Below are 18,089 nucleotides of genomic sequence, written 5' to 3'. Positions count from 1 at the left end.
ACGAGCTGATCGCGGACATCGGCCGTCCGAGGTACCGATCTTCCCTTTGAATGATCAACACCGGCCCCGGTGCCGCCGTTCGAGTGAGAAACGGCGGCCCGGGGCCGCGTGCTGTCCGGCCGCCCGCCACCGCCTGCCTAGCGTGCCCAGTGACCGATCGGCCCGCCCTTCGTTCCCCCGGACGGGGGATAAACCCGAAGAGCGCACGGCATTTCCGATCCGAACCGAGGTGTACGCCATGGTGGCCCCACCGGACAACGACGTGCTCTGGGCGCGCGCCCTGCACTTCCGTCACGACGACGGCTCGCCCGGCCTGAGCGGGGTCTCGCTCGGCGTCCGGGAGGGCGAGATCCTCGCCGTCTCAGGCCCGCGCGGCAGCGGCAAATCGACCCTGCTGCGCTGCCTGTCCGGCCTGGTGCCCGCGAACGACGGCGAGGTCTGGTTCAACAGCGTGCCCGTCCACACCATGGGCCCTGCGGCCCGGGAGCGGCTGCGTCGCGACCGGTTCGGCTGGATCGACCCGGCCCCGGTGCTGGTTCCCGAGCTGAACGTGTGGGAGAACGCCGCGTTGCCCCTCATGCTGCGCGGCACGGGACGCCGCCGCGCCAAGGCGGCCGCCCAGGAGTGGCTGGAGCGTCTCGACGTCGGCGACCGCGCGCGCAGGAACCCCGTGGAGCTGACCCACGCGGAGCGCCAGCGGGTGTGCATCGCCCGGGCGCTCGCCCCGGCGCCGTCGGTGCTGTTCGCCGACGAGCCGACCGCGCCGCTGCACCGCGTCGACCGCGCCCACGTGCTGCGCACGCTGACCACGGCGGCCCGCTCGCACGGCATCACCGTGGTTCTGGCGACGCACGAGGCGCAGACCGCGGCCCTCGCCGACCGCACGGTGTCCCTGCTCGACGGGCGGTGCGTGCGGACCGTGCACCTCCCCCCGGTCTCCGGACCGGCCGAGTCGGAAGGCCGGGCGGCGTGCTCGCTCTCCGTCTGACCCTCGGGGCCCAGCCCGCCGTACAGGTCCGCCGGCTCCTCGTCGCGGGCGCGTCGGCCGGCACGGGTTTCCTGTTGCTGAGCGCCCTCGGCCACGCGCTGAGCCACCCCGACCCCGCCGCCTCCGCGCTCCGGCTGGCCTGGTGCACGGCCCCGCTGGCGGCCACCGTCTATCTCGCGGTCGCGGTCGCCCGCACCGATCCGGCGACCCGGCCCCGGCCCGGTCTGTCGGCGGTCGGGCTCGGCCCGGTCAAGCTGATGGTGATCTCCGCGGCGACCACGGCCCTGTCCTGCGCGCTCGGCTCGGCGCTGGCGCTGCTGGTGTTCCTCCAGTTGCGCGGCGACCTGACCGGGATGTCCCTCGGCGGGAGCGCGCAGGAGTTTCTGGCCGCCGGGCGTCGCCTGCCGTTGCCGGCCGCGCTGACACTGCTGGCCCTGGTGCCGCTGAGCGCGTCGGCCGCGGTGGCGACGGCGCTGCGGCCGCGCGAGCCGGTGACGGGCGCGGGCCGGGCGGCACGGGCGTACGGCCGGTTCGGCGCCTACCGGCGCACCCCGGTGCAGGAGTCCTTCGGCGCGTACGGACGGTTCGGCAGGCAGCTCGGGGCCGCCGCGCACGGGCGGCGCACGGCCACGGAGGCGCCCGCGCCGGAACGGGACGGCGCGGACACGCCCTCGGCCGATGCGCCGGAGGAGACCACCGACGCCTCCCCCGCCGTCGTCCCGCCGCCCCCCGTGCCGACCGCCGCGCCGTCGGGGCTGCCCTGGGGGATCGCGGTGCTCGCGGTGGGGCTGGCGGTGGAGGCGCTGGCGAGCCGTACCGGCACCGAGGGCGGTCCGGCTGCGTTCCTCGGACTGGCCCTCGCCTCCCTCGGACTGGCTCTGGTCGGGCCCGGGCTCACCCATCTGTGCGGGCGGCTGCTCCAGGCGGTGCGGCCGGGTGCGCTGCGGCTGCTGGCCGGTCGGGTGCTGATGACGGAGGCGACGCGCATCGGACGCCCGCTGGGCGTGGTCTGCGCGGTGGTGTCGGCCGCGTACGCGATGGCGTCGCTGCACGACCGGGACGACCCGTCGGCCGGTCCGCTCGTGGTGCTCGGCGTGCTGCTGGTGGCCGGCTGCACGGTGGCGACGCTGCTGACCGCGGCCGTCGAGGCGAAGCAGGCGCACGCGGACACCACGGCCTCGCTGCGGCGGCTGGGGGCGCCCGCCGGGACGCTGCGCCGGGCCGCCGCCCTGCGCGCGGCCGCGCTGCTCGCCCTGTTCGGGCCGCTCACCGTGGCGGTGGCCGAGCTGTCGGCGTGGCCGCTGGGCGGCTGAGCGGAGACGGCAGAAAAAACCTTCCCCCTGGGCGATGAGTTCCGCACGGCCCCGGGGTCTACCCACTCGAACGGCGACACTTACAGGGAGAGGCCCCGTCATGTACCAGCAGATGATCTTCGTGAACCTGCCCGTCGAGAACATCGACGCGTCGCGGACGTTCTACACGGCGCTCGGCTACTCCATCAACGAGCAGTTCAGCGACGAGTCCACGGCGTCCGTCGTGATCAGCGACACGATCGTCGCGATGCTGCTGACGAAGGAGAAGTACGCGCAGTTCACGAAGAAGGAGATCGCGGACGCCCGCACGAGCAGCGAGGTGCTGCTGGCACTGAGCGCCGAGAGCCGGGAGAAGGTCGACGAGCTGGTGGAGAAGGCACTGGCGGCGGGCGGTTCCGTCGCCGGCGACACCCAGGACCTCGGCTTCATGTACGGCCGCTCCTTCGACGACCTCGACGGCCACACCTGGGAGGTCGTCTGGATGGACCCGGCGGCCGTGGAGGGCTGAGGCCGACGTAGAGTGGCGGCAGGGTCGTCACCCTGCCGCTGCCCCAACTGCGCAGGCGTTCACGGTCGGTGACCCTTCTCGGACGCTGCGGTCGGATCGATGCGGTCCCAAGGGCGCGTAAACGTACGGGTGGTTAACAAATAGGCAAAGCCCGGGTCCCCAGTAGGCATATGCGTTGACACTACTTATGCGGCGCTTATAGACCTGGGAGCCTCATGGGAGTGCTGATTCTTCATCACGCCTCCCTCAACCCCCCGCATTTGCGCATCATGTAAAGGACAAACGTGGCAGTTCTGTCCGTATCACGCCGTACCGTGACCCGCTCCGTGCGCGCCCTCGGTGTCGTCTCCGCGTCCGCCGCGCTCGCGCTCGGTGCCGCCGGCAACGCCGCGGCGTGCAACATCAACGAGTTCTCGGCCGAGGCCAAGTGCGACGGTGACAAGGGCGTCATCACCGTCACCGACGTCGACCCGGCCGGCGTCCCCGCCACCGTGACCGTGTTCCTCCAGAACAACGGCGCCGACATCGAGAAGGTCGGCGAGCAGGTGGTCAAGGGTTCCAAGCAGGGCACCACCATCACCTTCGAGGAGGACTGGAAGCCCAACGCCGAGTACCGCATCCACGTCACGGCCAAGCCGTACGTGGACGAGGACATCAAGCCGAACCTGGTGACGCCGTCGACGCCGTGCAAGGAGGACGAGGAGTCCCCGTCCCCCGAGCCGACGCCGTCGGAGGAGACCTCGGCCCCGGCCGAGGAGAGCGAGGAGCCGAGCCCGGCCCCGTCGGAGAGCGAGAGCGAGAGCGCCGCTCCCCCGGCGGACACGTCCGACAACGCCCCGTCCCCGGCCGGTGACTCCAACCTCGCCGAGACCGGCGCCAACTCCAACACCGGCATGATCGCCGGTGTCGCGGCCGCCCTGGTCGCCATCGGTGGCGGCGCCGTCTTCTTCGGCATGCGCCGCCGCGGGGCGAACAGCCAGCGCTGACGTCCCACGGATACGCCTGCGGCCCGTCCCCGAACCGGGGGCGGGCCGCTCGCCGTCGGCGTGACCGTCAGCCGAACGAGGCCCGCTCCAGCCAGTGTTCGAACACCGCGCGCTCACCGAGGACCTCGATGCGGGGATCGTCCAGCGGGATACGGCGGTAGAAGGCGAGCAGCACCCAGGTGAGCGGCCCGCGCAGCGTGACCGTGGCCTGCTCGTGGCCGCGACTCCAGGACACCCCCTTCTCGTCCAGCCTGATCAGCCTCCCCCACCCTTCGGGCGGAGGGACCCCCATCCCGCTTCGCTCGGCGTTCACCTCGGGCGCGGTGTCGGTGGCGTGCAGGTGGATCGTGCGCAGGGGTCCGCGCAGCCCGTGCACCTCGTCGTCGGGCAGCGTCCGCTGCGCCCACTCCACTATCTCCAGCCACTCGTCGACCGCGTCGGCTGCCACCTCGGGCGCGACCTCGTAGGGCAGTCCGGCGGCGAGCGTGGCGTCCGCGCGGTGCACGGTCACCTCGTGGGTCATACGGCGGGCCCAGAAGCCGGCGTTCTCGATGCCCGCCCAGCTCCACACCCGGGCGTCCGGCCCGGCGTCCCGGAGCGCGCCGACGGCCAGGTCGCCGCTCTCCGCCAGCCAGGCGTCCAGCGCGGCGGCGTCCCCGCGCGCCCCGGGCCCATCGAAGCCCGGCACATCCTCCTCGGGGGTTTCCTTCTCGGCCCCGTCCCGCACCATCAGGGCCGCCCAGCGCAAGGCGCCCCCGAGGTGCCGGACGAGCTGTTCCAGCGTCCAGTCGGGTGTGGTCGGCACCGAGCGGGACAGGTCCACCCCCGAGGTCACCACCGACCTCAACTCGCCGACCTGATAGGCGATCTCGTCGCAGTAGCGCTCGTGAGCCAGTCGTGTCATGCCGCTCACCCTAGGTGGCGATGATCAGCCCAGCACAGCGATTTCCGCGCCGTCGAACTCCACGCCGACGACGTCCCCGACCCCCGGGGCGTCCCGGAGCGCGCAGGCCGCCTCCAGCGGGGGCGCGCCCTCCGGCTGAAGGCGCACGGCGACATGCGTGCCGCGGAAGGTGCGCGCGGTCACCGTGCACCGCAGCCCCTCCCCGGCCGGGACCAGCCGCACCCCGGCCGGCCGGACCAGCAGCGGCCGCGGGCCCTCGGGTGCGTCCCGCGGCACCGGTACCTTGCCCCAGGGGGTGACGGCGACGCCGTCGGCGACCGTCACCTCGACGACGTTCTCGAAGCCGAGGAAGCGGGCCACGAAGGCGTCGGCGGGCCGCTGCCACACCTCGAGCGGCGTGCCGGACTGGGCGATCCGCCCGTCGCGCATCACCACCACCCGGTCGGCGAGCGCGAACGCCTCGCCCTGGTCGTGCGTCACGGCCAGCACCGTCGTACCCAACCGGCCGAAGAGCTCGCGCAGTTCGACGACGAGCCGCTCCCTGAGCGACCGGTCGAGCTGGCCGAGCGGCTCGTCGAGCATCAGCAGCCGCGGGCTGGGCGCGAGCGCACGGGCCAGCGCCACCCGCTGCTGCTCGCCCCCGGACAGAGCGGCGACCGCCCGCCCGGATGCCCCGGGCAGTCCCACCAGCTCCAGCAACTCCTGCACGCGCCGCGTCTGTTCGGCGCGGGACGCGCCGTGCATGCGCAGGCCGAAGGCCACGTTGCCGCCCACGTCCCGCTGCGGGAACAGCTGGTGGTCCTGGAACATCAGGCCCACGCCCCGCCGGTGCGCGGGCACGCCCGTCCGGTCACGGCCGTCGAGCACGATCCGCCCGCCGTCCAGAGGCTGGAGTCCGGCGACCGCGCGCAGCAGCGTGGACTTGCCGCTGCCGCTGGGTCCGAGCACGCACACGATCTCGTGCTCGGCGACATCGAGACCGACGGAGTCCAGCGCGGCCCGGCCGCCGAAGCGGACGGTCACGTCCTCGAGACGCAGCAGGCTGTCCGCGGGGACGTGACTGCCGGTGGGCGGCTGGCTGTCCGGTGGGACACGGCTGCCCGTGTGCGGCAGGCTGTCGACGGGCAGGTGGCTGCCGGTGCGCAACTGGCCGTCGGCGGGCGACTGGCCGTCGGCGGGCGGCAGGCTGTCCGCGGGCGGCAGGCTGTCCGCGGGCGGCAGGCTGTCCGCGGGCGGCTGGCTGTCGGTGGGCATCTAGAACTCCCCCGTCCGGTCGGTCCGCAGCCGCTCCAGCACGAGCAGAGCCACGGCGCACACGATCATCAGAATCGTCGACAGGGCCATCGCCTGCCCGTAGTTGAGGTCCCCGGGCCGCCCCAGCAGCCGCGCCACGGCCACCGGCAGGGTGGGGTTGTCCGGCCGCGCGATGAACACCGTCGCCCCGAACTCCCCCAGCGACACCGCGAAGGCGAATCCGGCGGCGATCAGCAGCGCCCGCCGCACCAGCGGCAGGTCCACCTCCCGCCACGCCCGCCACGGCGACGCCCCCAGCACGGACGCCGCCTCCCGCAGCCGCACGTCCACCGCGCGCAGCACCGGCAGCATGGTCCGTACGACGAAGGGGACGCCGACCAGCGCCTGCGCGAGCGGTACCAGGATCCAGGAGGCGCGCAGGTCCAGCGGGGGCTCGTCCAGAGCGATCAGGAAGCCGAAGCCGACGGTCACCGCGGACACTCCGAGGGGCAGCATCAGCAGCGCGTCGAATCCGCGCACCAGCCGTCCCGCGTCCCGCCGGGTCAGCGCGACGGCGGCGAGACCTCCGATCACCACGGCGATCACGGTGGCGGTGACGGCGTAGCGCAGGGAGTTGCCGATCGCCTCGATCGGGGCGACCAGGAAGACACCGCCGTCGGCCTCGGTCAGCGCCCGGTAGTAGGCGAGGCCGGCACTGCCGAAGGACCGCTGCACCAGGACGGCGAGCGGCAGGAGCAGGAGGACGACGACCGTGGCGACGACCCCGCCGAGCAGCGCCCACTGTCCGGCGCCGCGCGGGCGGCGTGCGGTCGCCGAGGCGTCGACCAGCCGCAGCGCGGTCTCCCGGCGCCGCACGGTCCAGGCGTGCAGGGCGAGGATCGCGCCGACGGCGACGAACTGGATCAGCGTGAGGACGGCGGCCGTGGACAGGTCGAAGATGTCGGCGGTCTGCCGGTAGATCTCCACCTCCAGGGTGGAGAAAGTGGGTCCGCCGAGGATCTGCACCACACCGAACGACGTGAAGGTGAAGAGGAAGACCATCAGCGCGGCGGCGGCCACGGCGGGCGCGAGCGCCGGGAGGGTGACCGTGCGCCAGGCGGTGAGGCGGGAGGCGCCGAGCATCCGCGCGGCCTCCTCCTGCCGCGGGTCGAGCTGCGCCCACAGCCCGCCCACGGTGCGGACGACCACGGCGTAGTTGAAGAAGACGTGTGCGAGGAGGATCGCCCAGACGGTGGTGTCCAGGCGCACGCCCCACAGCTCGTCCAGCAGCCCGCCGCGTCCGACGAGCGCCATGAACGCCGTGCCGACGACGACCGTCGGCAGCACGAACGGCACGGTGATCACCGCGCGCAGCACCTGTCTGCCGGGGAAGTCGAAGCGGGCCAGGGCGTAGGCGCCGGGCAGGGCGATCACCAGGGTGAGGGCCGTGGAGAGGAGCGCCTGCCAGGTGGTGAACCACAACACCTGGCGGATGTCGGACTGGGCGAGCACGTCCGCGATCCGCCCGGGCTGCCAGCCGCCCTCGGACTTCAGCCCTCGGGCGACGATCGCGGCGACCGGGTAGGCGAAGAAGACGGCGAAGAACGCGGCCGGCACGGCCATGAGACCGAGCCGGGCCGCGTTCCGGCGCCACCATCCGGGCCGCTGCGGGGTCACTTCAGTACGAGCGAGGTCCACGACTTGACCCACTGGTCACGGTTCTCGGCGATCTTCGCCGCGTCCATGGTCCGCGGCTCCTCGGCCTGCGGCCCGAACTTCACGAACTCCTCCGGCACCTGGGCGCCCTCACGCACCGGGTAGACGAACATGTTGAGCGGCATGTCCTCCTGGAAGGTCTTGCCGGCCATGAAGTCCAGCAGCGCCTTGCCGCCCTCGGGGTTCTCGGCTTTGCTCAGCAGGCCCGCGTACTCGACCTGCCGGAAACAGGTGCCCTCGGCGACGCCGGTGGGCGCCGTGTCGGGCCGCGGGTCGGCGTAGATCACCTCGGCCGGCGGCGAGGAGGCGTACGACACGACGAGCGGGCGGTCCGCCTTGGCCTCCTTGCCTCCGGCCGATCCGGAGAACTCCTCGTTGTACGCCTGCTCCCAGCCGTCGACGACCTTGACTCCGTTGTCCTTGAGCTTCTCCCAGTAGCTCTCCCACCCCTTGTCCCCGTACTCGGCGGCGGTGCCGAGCAGGAAGCCGAGGCCGGGCGAGGAGGTGGCGGCGTTCTCGACGACGAGGAGGTCCTTGTAAGCGGGCTTGACCAGGTCGTCGAAGGTCTTCGGCGGGGTCAGCTCCTTCTTCTCGAACCATGCCTTGTCGTAGTTGACGCAGACGTCACCGGTGTCGACGGGGGTGACCCGGTGCTTGTCCTCGTCGACCCGGTACTCGGGCAGGATCAGGTCGGAGTCCTTGGCCTCGTAGGGCTGGAAGAGGCCGTTGTCGAGGGCGCGGGACAGCAGGGTGTTGTCGACGCCGAAGAAGACGTCCCCCTGGGGGTTGTCCTTGGTCAGGATCGCCTTGTTCACGGCCTGCCCGGCGTCGCCGTCCTCAAGGACCTTGAGCTTGTAGCCGGACTGCTTCTCGAAGGCGGCGACGACGTCCTCGGACACGGCCCACGAGTTGTGACTGACGAGGGTCACCGTCTTGGAGCCCTCGCCGCTGCCGCCGCCGTCGGTCCCGCCGGACGACCCGCAGGCGGACAGCGTGACGAGCCCCAGCCCGACGGCCAGGACGGTGACCTTCTTGGTGATGCCCACTTGATTCCTCCTGGAGTGACCAGGAAGAGACGCGGCCCTGCCTGGATCCCCGGTCGGGGACCCGGGCAGGGCGCAACAGCTCGAGTGATGACCGATCTCCCTACCCAGAATGACCTGGGCCAGGTTCGGAGGGTCTGCGGCCGGTGCCGCACTCTCAGCGCTGTGGCGCTCCCCTGTCGGAATATGCAGATGTGTTGACGCCGGTCAGACTACCGCTCGGTGGCGGCGAGCTGACCACACGCCCCGTCGATCTCCTGACCACGGGTGTCCCGGATCGTCACCGGCACACCGTGCGCGGCGATCGCCTCGACGAACGCCTTCTCGTCCTCGGGCCGCGACGCGGTCCACTTGGAGCCGGGCGTCGGGTTGAGCGGGATGAGGTTGACGTGCACGGGACGCCCCTTGAGGAGCCGCCCGAGCCGGTCACCGCGCCAGGCCTGGTCGTTGATGTCCCGGATCAGCGCGTACTCGATGGACAGCCGGCGCCCGGACTTCGCCGCGTACTCGAACCCGGCGTCGAGCACCTCGCGCACCTTCCACCGCGTGTTCACGGGGACGAGGGTGTCGCGGAGCTCGTCGTCGGGGGCGTGCAGCGAGATGGCCAGCCGGCACTTGAAGCCCTCGTCGGAGAAGCGGTGGATGGCCGGGACGAGGCCCACCGTCGAGACGGTGATGCCGCGCTGCGACAGGCCGAGGCCGTCGGGCTCCGGGTCGGTGAGGCGACGGATGGCGCCGACGACGCGGTTGTAGTTGGCGAGGGGCTCGCCCATGCCCATGAACACGATGTTGCTGAGCCGCGCGGGCCCGCCGGGCACCTCGCCCTCGCGGAGCGCCCGCATGCCGTCGACGATCTGGTGCACGATCTCGGCGGTGGACAGGTTCCGGTCCAGCCCCGCCTGCCCGGTCGCACAGAACGGGCAGTTCATGCCGCAGCCGGCCTGCGAGCTGATGCACATGGTGACCCGGTCCGGGTACCGCATCAGCACGGACTCGACGAGCGTCCCGTCGAACAGCTTCCACAGCGTCTTGCGGGTCGTCCCCTGGTCGGTCGACAGGTGCCGCACGACGCTCATCAGCTCGGGAAGCAGCGCTTCCTGCAGCTTGCCGCGCGAACCGGCGGGGATGTCGGTCCACTGCTCCGGATCGTGCGCGTACCGCGCGAAGTAGTGCTGCGAGAGCTGCTTGGCACGGAACGGCTTCTCACCGACCGCGACAACCGCCTCCTTGCGCTCGGCAGGCGTGAGATCGGCAAGATGCCGCGGCGGCTTCTTGGCTCCGCGCGGCGCGACGAATGTAAGTTCTCCGGGCTTAGGCATGGCTGTACCAGTGTCGCAGATCATCCCCGGGCGCCCAGGCCAGAGCGGGGTGGGGGTGGTCACCCGTGGGTGCCGACTGTCAGCGTTGGTCGGCCTCGGACGGCCCAGGGACGGCCCAGGACTCAGTGAGTCCCCGACCGCCTGTGTGCAAGCAGCGGCGCCACCGCCCTTCACTCCACCTGCACGGGAGCGATCGGGAGCTGCTCCCTGTAGGGCCAAGTGAACGTGCGGTCTGGTTCGAGGTGGGCGTCCCCCCAGTGGATGGCATGGATGCCGTTCTTTACGTCGGCCGTGAAGAACACACAGACCAGCCGGGTGCAAGCTCCCAGCTCCTCGAACGCCTCGTGCAGCCCCAGATACTCCTCGGTCGCCAGATCCTCATCGACATCGAATAGGGCCTCCGGGGGCTGCGGCCCGTGCGCCCGGAGCAGCCGATGCCGAGTGGGCGACGCATTGGCGGGCAATCGGGCTCGGTCCAACGGCCTCGGCCTGTCCGAGTACCGGTACGGGAAGAGTGCGTGATCGTTGATCACCGCGTACTCGTATCCGCGCACGTCTCGCACGGCTTCCCCCAGCTCCCGAGCCGTTTCCGCCAGGTTCTCGCGCACCAGGCCCGCAAGGGCGACACCGTACGGACTCCGCTTCTTCAACCCTGCGGCAAGATGCGCGGCGTGAGCCTTCCCATGCGCCTTGGCGAGCTGCACCGGGACAGCAGCCGCAAGCGCGCCGGCATGCCGCCCAAACCGCTCGACAGCCCAGGCCGACGGCCCTGCCGGATAGCCACCTAACACCGACACGCAGCGTCCCCCTCCCCCTGGTCCTCGCTTCTGAACTGTGTGACACGTACACGAAGGGCGCACAAGGGAGCGATCCGGCCAGGGCGCGGTCAGGATTCCTTCGCTCCGGCGAGCGTTCGTCACATCGAAGAGGGCAGCGCGAGCAAGAAACACGATGAGGCTGCGGGACGGCGAGATTCCGGAGGAACCCAATCCGGCGTATCAAATCAAACACTCGTTTGAATTCAACCCTTCCCGAGACAGCGACCTCGAGGAGATTCAAACGTTAGTTCGTATTACTGGAGACCTCGGTCAGGTAATTTGACCAGCATCTTTGTTCAGTGGGGCGACACAACCGGCAGATGGGTGCTACAAGAATGGAACCGTTAGGGCGCCCGGGGGAGGGTCTGTGAGCGACGCACCTGAGCAGGGAAAGATCGATCAAGAGAGTGGGCCGTCGGAGGGAGACGACTCCGAGACGAAACCCAAGAGAACGCGTCGCAATGCGGCTATCAATCGCCCCTATCCCCGCAGAACGCTCGAGGAGGCGCTTAGGATCCCTCAGGCACTTAAAGAATATAATGGGGGTAACGCATGGCCACCGGAACAAGTGGCTAAGGCCCTCGGAGTTGGCAGAGGAAGCAGCAACTTCTTCTACCTAACCGCATCTTCGCGCGACTTCGGTCTGACTTCTGGGACACGCGACAGTCCACAGATCACCCTCACCACGCTGGGAAGGCAAGCCGTTTACCCGTCGTCACATGAAGACGAACGCGAGTCCTTGTACAAGGCGTTCTTCTCAGTGGAGATATTCCATCGGGTTGTAGATCACTTCAACGGATCCAAACTTCCCGAAGAGCGGTTCCTGACCAACACCCTGCAGACGAGTTTCGGCCTGCCGGTCGAAATCCATGGCGAGTTCCTCGACTTGTTCGAGAAGAACTGCCGCTTCGTGGGGATCGGCTCAGACTTTGAGATCGGAGAACGAGGGTCCGGTCAAACACTTCAAGCAACGCTAGAAGCATCCGCATCCACGGCCCCTAGTGCGGCTGCACCTCCTATCGGTGGTACGGAAAATCCGCCAACATGTTTCGTGATCATGCCATTCTCGGAGCGAGATGAGTCACATGCCGTTGGTTTCTTCGACGAAGTATTCGAGGCATTGTTTAAACCAGCAGTAACGAATGCCGGTTTCGAGATCACAACTGCACGCCGCCAAGGTTCTGACATCATTCACTCCACGATTGTGACGGAACTTCTAGATGCTGACTTGGTCCTTGCCGACCTCACGGAACATAATCCGAATGTGCTTTTTGAGCTTGGCATGCGAATGGCTGAGGACAAGCCGGTAGTGCTGGTGCGCGCTAAGGGAACGGGTCCAATCTTTGACGTCGATAACATGTTGCGCGTAGAAGAGTACAACCCCAATCTGTGGACCAGTACAGTAGCCAAAGACATTCCAAAGATTGAGGCTCACGTAATCGCCGCATGGGAAAACCGCGACACCGCTCAGACCTTCCTAAAGATCCTCAGGCAAGCCGCCAAGTAGCCTCCGGGTAGATTAGGCCCCGTCCTGCTGGTGCCTCCTACGGACGCATACACCAGCAGCGCCGGCGAGAGCGTAAGGGACGTCCCCTACGCTCTTCCCTCTGCCTTCATAACAGGGCGAAGCTACTCATACTGGCAAACCGTGGAACGGCTCGACGCCCAAATCTTCAAAAGCGACCCGTAACTCGCCAGTCTCTTCTATGCTGGGTACATACGTATTGCCTTTTCAGGGATGGGTGGATAGATGCCTCGAAGGAAGTGCTTCATCTCGTACCACCATGATGACGAATCTGAGGTTCTTCGCTTCATTCAACAATACGACCACACTCACGACAGCTTTATCGCGCGGGGCATTGGCGCCGGAATGCCTGGTGACGTGATCCAAAGCACTGACCGAGACTACATTATGCGTCGAGTGCGGGAAGCGTACCTGCGTGACAGCACCGTGACTATCGTCATGATCGGACGATGCACCTGGGCAAGGCGTTATGTGGACTGGGAGATCGCATCGACTCTCCGCAATGATGCCCGTAACCCTCGAAGTGGCCTTATGGGAATCGTTTTGCCTTCTGCTTCAGCAGTCCCAAAAGCACCTCCTCGCCTATCAGATAATCTCGCCGCCGAACATGGCGGGCGCGCATACGCCAACTGGTACAACTACCCTCGCAGCGTGTCTCAACTCAGTGAAATGATTGAGACTGCCTACTCTGCCCGAGAGACTGCGGTGCCTAATAACAGTCGCCTTCTCTTCTCGTACAATCGGACTTGCGCATAGTCATGACCGAACTGCGACTCACAGACAGCGACCTTCCAGCCATTTTTAAAACGGCTGATAGCACGTCACTCAGAGGGCAAAGAGTTTACATCAGAGCGACAATCATTCGATTGGTCTTGGCTGTCACCTCAGCAGCATTTGCCGCAGGCAGCATAAAGATCGGCGATAGGTGGGATCTTGCGGCACTCATCGTGGCCTGTGCATTCATTGCAACCTTGATGGTTGAAGTTTGGCTGCTTACCCGTAATCCCGAACGTGACTGGTATGACGGTCGCGCCTTCGCGGAATCGATTAAGACGTTATCTTGGCGCTACTCAGTCGGAGCCGCACCGTTCACTTTCTCCTCTGCCGATGTGGAGGTTGAAAGGCAGTTCATTCACGAAATGCAAAGGCTCATAGATGAAGCTCCTGCGGACACAATCGTGATATCTGACCCCGTCCGCATTACCGAGCAGATGCGGGCCCTCAGGAAGGGAAGCCTAGCTGTTCGTAAGCAAACATACCTTGATTCTCGGATTCAGGATCAGCTCGAATGGTACTCAAGGAAGGCGAAATTCAATTCGAGTCGCGCGCGAGGTTGGCGTTTAGCGTTGATCTCCATCGAAGGCGCAGGGATCGTAGTTGCTCTACTCAAAGCGGGTAGCGTCGTTGATTTCGATCTCCCTGGAGTTCTAGCGGCTCTCCTTGCGGCTGGATCGGCATGGTTTGCAGTTCGCCAATATGAGGCGCTGGCGCGGGCATACACGTTTGCCGCGAACGACTTGAGTACGGTGTACGCACGACTCCAATTTATTGAAGAGGAAGATGTCTGGGCACGCGAATCGGCAGATGCTGAGGAAGCAATTAGTCGAGAACACACCATGTGGCGGGCCTCGCGTGGAGCGCTCCCCGCATGATGAAGTCGCCCACCGGTCGGCGGAGCGGCTTTGGGCTGGAGCTGCTTTGGGGCGAGTGATCTTGGCCCCGTAAGCTGATGGCGAGTCGGGCAGTCTGTGGACCTGCCCGTTAAAGCACGACGTTGGGGCCAAGATCTTAGAGGCTCGCCCCAAAGTGGCTGCCTAAAGCCGTGGAGCCGACCGCCCCAGCCACAGAGGGTGTCTCCCACCTTCATGCCCGCAGCCGCCGAGCGCGCCGCCGGGCGCGGCCAGCCGGGGCGCAGACAGGAGGCAGGCCGCGCCGCAGAGGCGGCGCGCGCCCGCGCCGTGCGCGGGCCTTGATGAACGTAGGGAAAGTCTTACCGCACCCATGATCGGCAACCGCCCCGATCGTGGCCTGTCGGCTCTCTGCTCGCCTCGGCTAACGTTCCATGCATGCCTTCTGCACTGGACACGCCCCAGGGAGCGGCCGAACTCGCCGAGTCCCTGCTCCCTCCGCTCGGGAACCGCTGGCTGCACACTCAGGCCGTGGCCGCTCGGGCGCGCGAGGCTTCCGCGGCTGTGTCCGAGGCGGACCGGGATCTCCTCGTCGCTGCCGCGTGGCTGCATGACATCGGCTACGCCCCCGAGCTGCGTGACACCGGCTTCCATCCCCTCGACGGTGCTCGGTACCTCGAATCGCTGGGTGCGCCGGCGCGCCTGGTGCGGCTGGTCGCTCACCACTCCGGAGCCGTGTACGAAGCGGAGCAACGCGGGCTCTCGGCAGAGCTGGCCGTCTACGAGCGGGAAGACTCCCCCGTCCTGGACGCACTGATCTTCGCTGATATGACGACCGGCCCCGCCGGGCAGTCCTTCGACTTCGACACCCGGATTGACGAGATCCTGGTCCGCTACGAGCCCGGCAGCGAGGTTCACAACGCGATCAGCAAGGCACGGCCGTATCTCCGGGGCGCTGTCGAGCGGACTCGCGACCGCATGGCGCATCAGCCGATGTAGGGCTCCGCCCGGTCGGCCAGGCCGTGCTCGATCCGCATGCGCATCGACGGGTGAATGTTCAGCTCGTCCAGCTTGCTCGGGTCGACGAATGCCACTTCCTTGCTCTCGCTGCTCGTCCGCAGCTCGCCGCCGGTGATGCGGGCCTGGAAGCAGATGGAGAACTGCTGGCGGACCTCGCCGTCGTCGTACGCCATGACGTGCCCGGGGTTGGTGTAGATGCCGACGAGGCCGGTCACCTCCACGTCGAAGCCGGTCTCTTCCTTCGTCTCGCGCACGGCTGCGTCCGGGGCCGACTCGCCCAGGTCGACGCCGCCACCGGGCAAAGCCCAGAGGTCGTTGTCGGTCTTGTGGATCAACAAGACCTCTCCGACCTCGTTGCGGGCCACGGCGGTCACGGAGGGGACGAGGCTGTTCGCCGTCGGAGCGTTGGGATCGTTGAAGTAGTCGACACGGGCCATGTGTTCAGCGTTGCACGTCCGGGGCCTGTTACGCCTCCCGGCCCCGCTCCCATGCATAGTCGAAGCTCCGCATGTAGTGCCGGAAGGTTCGCGCTCCGGGGAGGTACCGGAAGTGCATCACCGGGTTCTGGCCGGCGGGAGCTCCGAGGACGTGCGGGTTCACGAGAACGTCCTCGTCGAACCGGTAGATCGAGTTGTAGAGGATCGTGTCGTGCAGCCGGACTTCGACGCCGGGCGTCGACATGGCGGGCTCGAGGTAGCGCCGGGTGATGCGGGCACGTGCGGCCAGGTCACCGCCGATGCCCTCCTCTTCGCCGCGCTGGCGGACCGCTTCGGAGTCGGGGTCCCCGAGCAGGATGCGGACCTGGGCGCCGGCCTTCGCCTTCTCGGCCAGTTGGTCGGGCAGGTCCGGGTTGCTGTCGAAGAGGAAGAGTCCGGCGTACACGAGGATGTCGACCTGGTCCGTCGCCTTCTCGATCAGGGATGACCAGAGAGGGGCGGGCACCGCGCCACGGTGCGGGTAGTACGTGATCAGCTCGGACGTGCTGGCCTTCTCCGCCTGCTTCTCCACGGACGGCCAGAGGTAGACCTCGTCGACCCCGAGGAAGCTCGCCGCCTTCCAGCGGTGCCCGCGGTGCGGAGTGCGGCCGGTGGTGATCCACCGCTCGACGCTCTTGGGGTCCACTCCGACGTGCTCGGCAACGGACTGGATCGTCTCGCCCTTCGCTGAAATCGCCGCGCGCAGCCGCTCGTTCGCCATGACGTGCCCTTCACTCGGACGGCTAGGGACGTTTTGACGGTAGCTCAGACGTCCCCAAACGTCCATACGGGCGGTGATGCGTCCACCCCTTCTCACGGTCTCCTGATCTCACCGACGGGATGTCGGTCAACACCTCACCGCAACAGGAGACAAGACGATGCGTCAGATTCCCGTGGACACCGCCAACGCCACCGTGATGGTCGCCAAGGCCCCGCAGCCCAAGGTGAAGGACCGCCGCACCGGTGAGATCGCCACCGACAAGGACGGTGCCACCCTGATGGTCGTGGAGGTCATGTTCTCCACGCCCGACGAGGTAGAGATCCTCAAGCTCACCGTCCCGCAGTCCGGCGTCTCCGAAGACCTGGACATGGGCACCCCGGTGGTCCTGACCGGCCTGGTCGCCTCGCCGTGGGAGAACGAGTTCAACGGCCAGAAGCGGCACGGCATCGCCTTCCGCGCAGTCGCGGTGACCTCGCTGACCGCCGCGGACTCGGCCTCGAAGGCGGCCTGAGCCATGACGTGGCTGATCGTCGCCTTGGTGCTGGTCGTCGCCGCTGCGGGTCTCCTGCGGTGGCGGCGCCCCGCCTGGTACTGGCTGACCTTCGGGGTCGCCCTCGCCGCACTGCGGGTCCTGGTCCGGTACGGCTCGGTCATGGACGCCTGCGGCCTCACCGTACCGGCCCCTCGCTGGCGACTGACGCTGGCCCGGATGACGAACCGCTCCGTTCCCGGACCCCGTGCCCCGCGCATCCTGCGGGTCCGAGTGACCCGGACCGGCCTGGTGCTCAGGCTCAAGCTCCGCCCCGGTCAGGACGCCTTCGACGTGGCCGCCTCATGTGATCGGCTGCGGCACTCATTCGCCATGTACGGCGTGACCTCTCGTGAGCTGCGCTCGGGTGTGGTCGAGCTGCGCATGACCGGCTACGACGTGCTCAAGCGCGTGCAGATGCCTGCCGTGGTCGACACCCGACCGATGCGGGTCCCGGTTGCCCTGCGTGAAGACGGGGCAGTCCACTACCGCGACTACCGCGCCGTTCCGCACGCCCTCACCCTGGGGGCTACGGAGTCCGGGAAGTCGGTCTATCAGCGCAACCTCGTCGCCGCCCTCGCGCCGCAGCAAGTCGCCCTGGTCGGCATCGACTGCAAGCAGGGTGTCGAGCTGTTCCCGCTGGCCCGCCGGTTCTCCGCGCTCGCCGACAACCCCGACACCGCCGCTGAACTCCTCGACGCGCTGGTGTCCCACATGGAGGACGTCTACCAGCTCATCCGGGCCGAGCAGCGGATCACTGCTGACGTGCCGGATGCGGAGATCGCCGCGGACATCTGGGACCTGCCCGAAGGACTGCGCCCGGTGCCCATCGTGGTCCTGGTCGACGAGGTCGCCGAACTCGCCCTCTTCGCGACCAAGGAGGAGGAGAAGCGGCGGGACCGCATCATCACCGCCCTGGCCCGGCTCGCCCAGCTCGGCCGCGCGGCCGGCATCTACCTGGAGATTTGCGGGCAGCGCTTCGGCTCTGAACTCGGCAAGGGCATCACCATGCTCCGCGCCCAGCTCACCGGCCGCACCGCCCACCGCGTCAACGACGAATCCTCCGCGAATATGGCCCTCGGCGACATCGCCCCGGACGCCGTCCTCGCCGCGATTCAGATCCCCACCGACACCCCCGGCGTCGCCATCACCGGCGACTCGACCGGCGGCTGGGCCCGCATCCGCGCCCCGCACACCTCGCTGCGGCAGGCCGTGAACATCTGCAACCGGCACGCCGACCTGACCCCGGACCTTCCCGCCCTGACCCCGTTCAGGCCCGCGCTCGGCACCCTCACACCGGTTCCGGCCCCGGCTGTCGAGTCCGCCCCGGCCGTGGCCTGAGCCACACCCCCTGATCGGTCG

The 18,089-nt window shown here is 68.3% G+C and carries 18 protein-coding genes and 1 riboswitch; of the genes, 10 read left to right on the top strand and 8 right to left on the bottom strand.

The features are described 5' to 3' along the window. Nucleotides 1-238: 238 nt before the first annotated feature. From ACF1AG_RS27620 to ACF1AG_RS27605, 4 genes are all read left to right on the top strand, one after another. Nucleotides 239-988, top strand: a complete 750-nt coding sequence (locus ACF1AG_RS27620) for an ATP-binding cassette domain-containing protein (RefSeq protein WP_359601557.1) — start codon at nucleotides 239-241, stop codon at nucleotides 986-988. Continuing rightward, entirely contained in the window at nucleotides 970-2,301 is a 1,332-nt protein-coding gene (locus tag ACF1AG_RS27615; protein ID WP_391810558.1) for a hypothetical protein, read from the top strand. Before ACF1AG_RS27620 ends, ACF1AG_RS27615 begins: the two co-directional genes overlap by 19 nt. 100 nt (nucleotides 2,302-2,401) lie before the next feature. Beyond that, nucleotides 2,402-2,809, top strand: coding sequence for a VOC family protein (locus tag ACF1AG_RS27610; protein WP_359601555.1), 408 nt, complete (start codon nucleotides 2,402-2,404; stop codon nucleotides 2,807-2,809). Between the two features lie 314 nt (nucleotides 2,810-3,123). Beyond that, nucleotides 3,124-3,795: an LAETG motif-containing sortase-dependent surface protein gene (locus tag ACF1AG_RS27605; RefSeq protein ID WP_359601554.1), complete on the top strand. Its 672-nt coding sequence runs from the start codon at nucleotides 3,124-3,126 to the stop codon at nucleotides 3,793-3,795. Nucleotides 3,796-3,862: 67 nt separating this feature from the next. Here ACF1AG_RS27605 and ACF1AG_RS27600 read toward each other — a convergent pair whose 3' ends face one another. From ACF1AG_RS27600 to ACF1AG_RS27575, 6 genes are all read right to left on the bottom strand, one after another. Then, nucleotides 3,863-4,699 carry a maleylpyruvate isomerase family mycothiol-dependent enzyme gene (locus tag ACF1AG_RS27600; RefSeq protein ID WP_391810557.1) on the bottom strand — a complete coding sequence of 279 codons (837 nt, stop codon included), beginning with the start codon at nucleotides 4,697-4,699 and terminating at the stop codon, nucleotides 3,863-3,865. A 24-nt stretch (nucleotides 4,700-4,723) separates the two neighbouring features. Beyond that, nucleotides 4,724-5,827, bottom strand: coding sequence for an ABC transporter ATP-binding protein (locus tag ACF1AG_RS27595; RefSeq protein WP_391810575.1), 1,104 nt, complete (start codon nucleotides 5,825-5,827; stop codon nucleotides 4,724-4,726). 126 nt (nucleotides 5,828-5,953) lie between these two features. Beyond that, nucleotides 5,954-7,555, bottom strand: coding sequence for an iron ABC transporter permease (locus ACF1AG_RS27590; protein WP_359750130.1), 1,602 nt, complete (start codon nucleotides 7,553-7,555; stop codon nucleotides 5,954-5,956). 50 nt (nucleotides 7,556-7,605) lie between these two features. Continuing rightward, the gene (locus tag ACF1AG_RS27585; RefSeq protein ID WP_391810556.1) at nucleotides 7,606-8,694 is read right to left on the bottom strand and encodes a thiamine ABC transporter substrate binding subunit; all 1,089 of its coding nucleotides are present in this window, start codon (nucleotides 8,692-8,694) and stop codon (nucleotides 7,606-7,608) included. A 79-nt stretch (nucleotides 8,695-8,773) separates the two neighbouring features. Next, a riboswitch (TPP riboswitch) is annotated at nucleotides 8,774-8,879 on the bottom strand. Nucleotides 8,880-8,903: 24 nt separating this feature from the next. Next, on the bottom strand, nucleotides 8,904-10,010 hold the full coding sequence (gene rlmN, locus ACF1AG_RS27580) for a 23S rRNA (adenine(2503)-C(2))-methyltransferase RlmN (RefSeq protein WP_048459316.1): 1,107 nt from the start codon (nucleotides 10,008-10,010) through the stop codon (nucleotides 8,904-8,906). 170 nt (nucleotides 10,011-10,180) lie between these two features. Continuing rightward, entirely contained in the window at nucleotides 10,181-10,714 is a 534-nt protein-coding gene (locus tag ACF1AG_RS27575) for a hypothetical protein (protein WP_391810555.1), read from the bottom strand. A 481-nt stretch (nucleotides 10,715-11,195) separates the two neighbouring features. Here ACF1AG_RS27575 and ACF1AG_RS27570 point away from each other — a divergent pair, with 481 nt between their 5' ends. From ACF1AG_RS27570 to ACF1AG_RS27555, 4 genes are all read left to right on the top strand, one after another. Then, the gene (locus tag ACF1AG_RS27570; protein WP_391810554.1) at nucleotides 11,196-12,335 is read left to right on the top strand and encodes a hypothetical protein; all 1,140 of its coding nucleotides are present in this window, start codon (nucleotides 11,196-11,198) and stop codon (nucleotides 12,333-12,335) included. Nucleotides 12,336-12,578: 243 nt separating this feature from the next. Then, nucleotides 12,579-13,109, top strand: coding sequence for a TIR domain-containing protein (locus ACF1AG_RS27565; RefSeq protein ID WP_391810553.1), 531 nt, complete (start codon nucleotides 12,579-12,581; stop codon nucleotides 13,107-13,109). Nucleotides 13,110-13,111: 2 nt separating this feature from the next. Then, nucleotides 13,112-14,005, top strand: coding sequence for a DUF4231 domain-containing protein (locus tag ACF1AG_RS27560; RefSeq protein WP_391810552.1), 894 nt, complete (start codon nucleotides 13,112-13,114; stop codon nucleotides 14,003-14,005). A gap of 414 nt (nucleotides 14,006-14,419) precedes the next feature. Then, the gene (locus tag ACF1AG_RS27555; RefSeq protein ID WP_391810551.1) at nucleotides 14,420-14,980 is read left to right on the top strand and encodes an HD domain-containing protein; all 561 of its coding nucleotides are present in this window, start codon (nucleotides 14,420-14,422) and stop codon (nucleotides 14,978-14,980) included. On the opposite strand, the gene ACF1AG_RS27550 is transcribed toward ACF1AG_RS27555, so the two are convergent. Beyond that, entirely contained in the window at nucleotides 14,968-15,438 is a 471-nt protein-coding gene (locus ACF1AG_RS27550; protein WP_391810550.1) for an NUDIX hydrolase, read from the bottom strand. The genes ACF1AG_RS27555 and ACF1AG_RS27550 overlap by 13 nt on opposite strands. A 28-nt stretch (nucleotides 15,439-15,466) precedes the next feature. After that, entirely contained in the window at nucleotides 15,467-16,198 is a 732-nt protein-coding gene (locus tag ACF1AG_RS27545) for an XRE family transcriptional regulator (RefSeq protein WP_030767829.1), read from the bottom strand. 157 nt (nucleotides 16,199-16,355) lie between these two features. Here ACF1AG_RS27545 and ACF1AG_RS27540 point away from each other — a divergent pair, with 157 nt between their 5' ends. Together ACF1AG_RS27540 and ACF1AG_RS27535 are read left to right on the top strand one after the other, a co-directional pair. Beyond that, nucleotides 16,356-16,709: a hypothetical protein gene (locus tag ACF1AG_RS27540; RefSeq protein ID WP_031023277.1), complete on the top strand. Its 354-nt coding sequence runs from the start codon at nucleotides 16,356-16,358 to the stop codon at nucleotides 16,707-16,709. Nucleotides 16,710-16,712: 3 nt separating this feature from the next. Further along, nucleotides 16,713-18,068: an FtsK/SpoIIIE domain-containing protein gene (locus ACF1AG_RS27535; protein WP_391810549.1), complete on the top strand. Its 1,356-nt coding sequence runs from the start codon at nucleotides 16,713-16,715 to the stop codon at nucleotides 18,066-18,068. The last annotated feature ends 21 nt before the right edge of the window (nucleotides 18,069-18,089 follow it).

The sequence above is a fragment of the Streptomyces sp. NPDC014764 genome (genome assembly GCF_043082785.1).
Lineage (GTDB): Bacteria > Actinomycetota > Actinomycetes > Streptomycetales > Streptomycetaceae > Streptomyces > Streptomyces althioticus.
This window is presented reverse-complemented; position numbering and strand designations above follow the sequence as displayed.

Bases quoted from the DNA above. Each gene is read 5' to 3' on its own strand.
- ACF1AG_RS27590 (WP_359750130.1), bottom strand. From the start codon at position 7,555: ATGGCCGTGCCGGCCGCGTTCTTCGCCGTCTTCTTCGCCTACCCGGTC.
- ACF1AG_RS27600 (WP_391810557.1), bottom strand. From the start codon at position 4,699: ATGACACGACTGGCTCACGAGCGCTACTGCGACGAGATCGCCTATCAG.
- ACF1AG_RS27535 (WP_391810549.1), top strand. From the start codon at position 16,713: ATGACGTGGCTGATCGTCGCCTTGGTGCTGGTCGTCGCCGCTGCGGGT.
- ACF1AG_RS27540 (WP_031023277.1), top strand. From the start codon at position 16,356: ATGCGTCAGATTCCCGTGGACACCGCCAACGCCACCGTGATGGTCGCC.
- ACF1AG_RS27545 (WP_030767829.1), bottom strand. From the start codon at position 16,198: ATGGCGAACGAGCGGCTGCGCGCGGCGATTTCAGCGAAGGGCGAGACG.
- ACF1AG_RS27610 (WP_359601555.1), top strand. From the start codon at position 2,402: ATGTACCAGCAGATGATCTTCGTGAACCTGCCCGTCGAGAACATCGAC.
- rlmN (WP_048459316.1), bottom strand. From the start codon at position 10,010: ATGCCTAAGCCCGGAGAACTTACATTCGTCGCGCCGCGCGGAGCCAAG.
- ACF1AG_RS27560 (WP_391810552.1), top strand. From the start codon at position 13,112: ATGACCGAACTGCGACTCACAGACAGCGACCTTCCAGCCATTTTTAAA.
- ACF1AG_RS27555 (WP_391810551.1), top strand. From the start codon at position 14,420: ATGCCTTCTGCACTGGACACGCCCCAGGGAGCGGCCGAACTCGCCGAG.
- ACF1AG_RS27565 (WP_391810553.1), top strand. From the start codon at position 12,579: ATGCCTCGAAGGAAGTGCTTCATCTCGTACCACCATGATGACGAATCT.
- ACF1AG_RS27550 (WP_391810550.1), bottom strand. From the start codon at position 15,438: ATGGCCCGTGTCGACTACTTCAACGATCCCAACGCTCCGACGGCGAAC.
- ACF1AG_RS27620 (WP_359601557.1), top strand. From the start codon at position 239: ATGGTGGCCCCACCGGACAACGACGTGCTCTGGGCGCGCGCCCTGCAC.